Raw genomic sequence first — 3110 nt, 5'->3', positions numbered from 1 at the left:
TGCTGGGCGGCGGGCGGCACCCGCATCGGTTGGAGCGGGTGTGCCCGGCCATACCGGAGGACTCCGGCTATCACGGTGGGCCTGAGCAAGGCGGTGGGAGCGTCCACGAGGTTCAACCAGTTCATCAGTGCACGGGCCACGGCGGCATCGCGATGCGCGGCGATCTGTACCCGCTCCCCGTATGCCCCGACCAGCCGGCCACGTAGGCCGCGCCGCCCCTGGACGCCGGGATAGCGCAGGTCGGCGCCGGTCGCCAGCTCCCAGGCCGCGTCCACGAGGCAGCTGGCCTGTCGGTAGAAACGGGCCGGCAGATCCGGGCCGGCGACCCGCAGGCAGTTCCGCAGGGCCAGCGCCTGCTGAGCCGCCACGGTCATCCCCTGGGCGTAGAGCGGATTGAAGCTGCAGATCGCGTCGCCTATGGCGAGGAACCCCGCGGGTGGGTTCCGCAGGCGCTCGTAGCGCCGCCGCAGCGAGCCGGAGAACCGGTGGGGGATCGGGTCGGTCAGCGCGTGTGCCGAAGAGATCAGATCGTGGATGTCGGGTACGGGCAGCGTCCGGGCGAATGCTTCGAAACCGTCGGGGTCCGCCGGCGGATGGTCCCCGAGCATGCCGGCGAGCGTTATCTGCCAGCGTTCACCCTCCAGTGCCACGGCGCCGCCACCGCGGGACCCGGGCATCGTGGAAACAATGATGGAGCGCTGCCCGCCAAGGTCTTTGGGATCACGTCGGTAGAGTCGTGACGCGTAGCCGAGGTCCACGTCGACCCGCTGTTCCAGGGGCCGGGGCAGGCCGAGGGCGGTGAGCCAGTCCGCACCGCGGGAGCCACGCCCGGTCGCGTCGACGACGAGGTCCGCACTGACGAACTCCGCCCCATCGGCGGCCGTGGGCTCCGGCCGCAAGCCGTCGGGAGCGCTCCGCCCCGCCCGGACGATCCGCACGCCGATGATGCGTTCGCGCGCATGGGGAGCCGCGACAAGCCCGGTCGCCACTGCCCGCTGGACGAGCTCCACACCCGGCATCCCACGCAGATTCGCCTGTATGACGGCTTCCAGCAACGGCCTGCTGGCAAGGAGCGAGATCAGTCCGGTCTCGGTGGGGTGCACCCGTAGCCCCCGCAGGTACCAGCGGGAACCCACCAGCGTCTCGATCGCCGGAGCGCCCCTCGCGCCGAGCTCGGCGGTCAGCCCGGGAAACAGCTCCTCCATGATCTGGCGGCCGCGGTCGAGCAGGCCGTGCAGGTGCCGGCCCTGGGGGACGCCGCGGCGTGGGTCCGCGGTCACCAGAACGTCCCGTTCGAACACGGTGACCCGGTCGAAGCTTTCCGCGAGCACTCGGGCCGCGAGCAGCCCGGCGATACCGGCGCCGAGGACAACCGCGTGGGCACGTTCGCCGCCGGTCGCGGCGGTCGCGGCGGCCGGGGCGGGCCGAGCCCGGGACAGATCATCAACGTCGGTCCCGCGTCCTTGGCCCGGGTGCCGGACCGTCCCGCCGTGTGCCATCACGCCTCCGTGGCCGTCATGTGCTCGCCGCCGGTATATGGGAGCGCTGGCATCGACCTTATTATCATTCTTTTGCGCGGTCTCTCGGTTATCGGATGCTCTGATAGATCTATTTGTCGCCGCAATAACCGGAAGGAATGCGATCCGGCCGGGAGGGAGTTCGTAAGGAATATGTCGCGTCAGGTAAACGAACTGTTCACCGCAGTGCCGGTCGGCTCTGTTGATATATTACTTTACCGGCCGATCCGACACGCTCGCCAATGTCCGTCCAGGCGTCGGCGCCGGCGTATCACTCCCTGCCGTCGGCGCTTGTGCCCGGCGACCGGAGAAGTGCCGAAGAATCGTGCGAGGGAGCCGAAATGGATCTGGCGACCACCCCGGCGCGGACGCGGAACGACGCTGCCGTACCGCCTCTCCTGGATGAGCTGTTCGAGCCCGCGAACCGCGCCGACCCCTACTCGCGATACCGGGCCCTGCGCGACGCCGGGCCGCTGCACATGTCAGCCTTCGGGCTGCACCTGGCAACCCGTTACACGGACTGCGTCACAATCTTGCAGAGTGCGGACTGGGGCCATGACAAGGAGGCGGAGCAGCTGCACCCCACGATTCCGGCAGCCGCCTTCCCCGACACATTCCTGTGGATGGAGCCGCCTGATCACACCCGGCTACGTGGCCTGGTCACCAAGGGTTTCACCGCACGGCGGGTGGCCGAGCTCCGGCCACGTATCACCGAACTGGTCGACAGCCTGTTCGACGCCGCGCTGGACGCCGGCGAGTTCGACCTGATCGAGATGATGGCCTACCCGCTGCCGCTCACCGTGATCTGCGAGATCCTGGGCGTGCCCACCGGTGACCACCCGCTTGTGCAGAAATGGTCGCAGGCGCTCGCGCGCGCGTTCGATCCGGACTTCTACCTGACTACCGAAGCGCTTGCCGCCCGTAACGAGGCGCTCCCCGAGTTCGCCGCGTACTTCCGCGCACTTGTCGACGAACGGCGGCGTAGCCCCGGAGACGATCTGATCAGTTCCCTGGCCGCGGTGGAGGAGCAGGGCGACAGGCTCACCGCGGACGAGGTGCTCGGCACCTGTATCACTCTGATCATTGCGGGCCATGAGACGACCGTGAACCTGGTCGGCAATGGCTCCCTCGCCCTGCTGCGCAACACCGATCAGCTCGAGCTGTTGCGCGGGCGGCCGGAGCTGATTCCCCGGGCCGTCGACGAGTTGCTGCGCTACGATTCGCCCATCCACCTGAACACCCGTGCGGCCAAGCGGGAGCTCGTGGTCGGCGGCCGTACCTTCGCTCCGGGGGAAGGCGTGGTCGCTCTGATCGCCTGCGCGAACCGCGACCCGGACGCCTACGTCGAACCGGACCGGCTCGACGTCACCCGCTTCTTCGGGGAGCGTCCGGTCTCCCGCCACCTGTCCTTCAGCCTCGGCCACCACTACTGCCTGGGCGCGCCGCTCGCCCTGCTGGAGATGGAGATCTTCCTCAGCGCGCTGGTGCGTCGCGTCAGGTCCGCCGAGCTGCTCAGCGCTGACCCCCCCTACAAGCCGAACATCCTCATCCGTGGCCTGACGCGTCTGCCGGTCCGATTCACGGCCTGAGCCC

The 3110-nt window shown here is 69.0% G+C and carries 2 protein-coding genes; one reads left to right on the top strand and one right to left on the bottom strand.

What is annotated here, in order from left to right:
• A partial coding sequence (locus tag MJ783_RS10290) for an NAD(P)/FAD-dependent oxidoreductase (RefSeq protein WP_239310168.1) occupies positions 1-1499 on the bottom strand: 1499 nt, incomplete at its 3' end.
• A gap of 359 nt (positions 1500-1858) precedes the next feature.
• Between MJ783_RS10290 and MJ783_RS10285 the strand changes: the two genes are divergently transcribed.
• Positions 1859-3106, top strand: coding sequence for a cytochrome P450 (locus MJ783_RS10285; protein WP_239310167.1), 1248 nt, complete (start codon positions 1859-1861; stop codon positions 3104-3106).
• Positions 3107-3110 lie beyond the last annotated feature (4 nt).

Source organism: Protofrankia sp. Cj3 (genome assembly GCF_917627355.1).
Taxonomy (GTDB): domain Bacteria; phylum Actinomycetota; class Actinomycetes; order Frankiales; family Frankiaceae; genus Protofrankia.
This window is presented reverse-complemented; position numbering and strand designations above follow the sequence as displayed.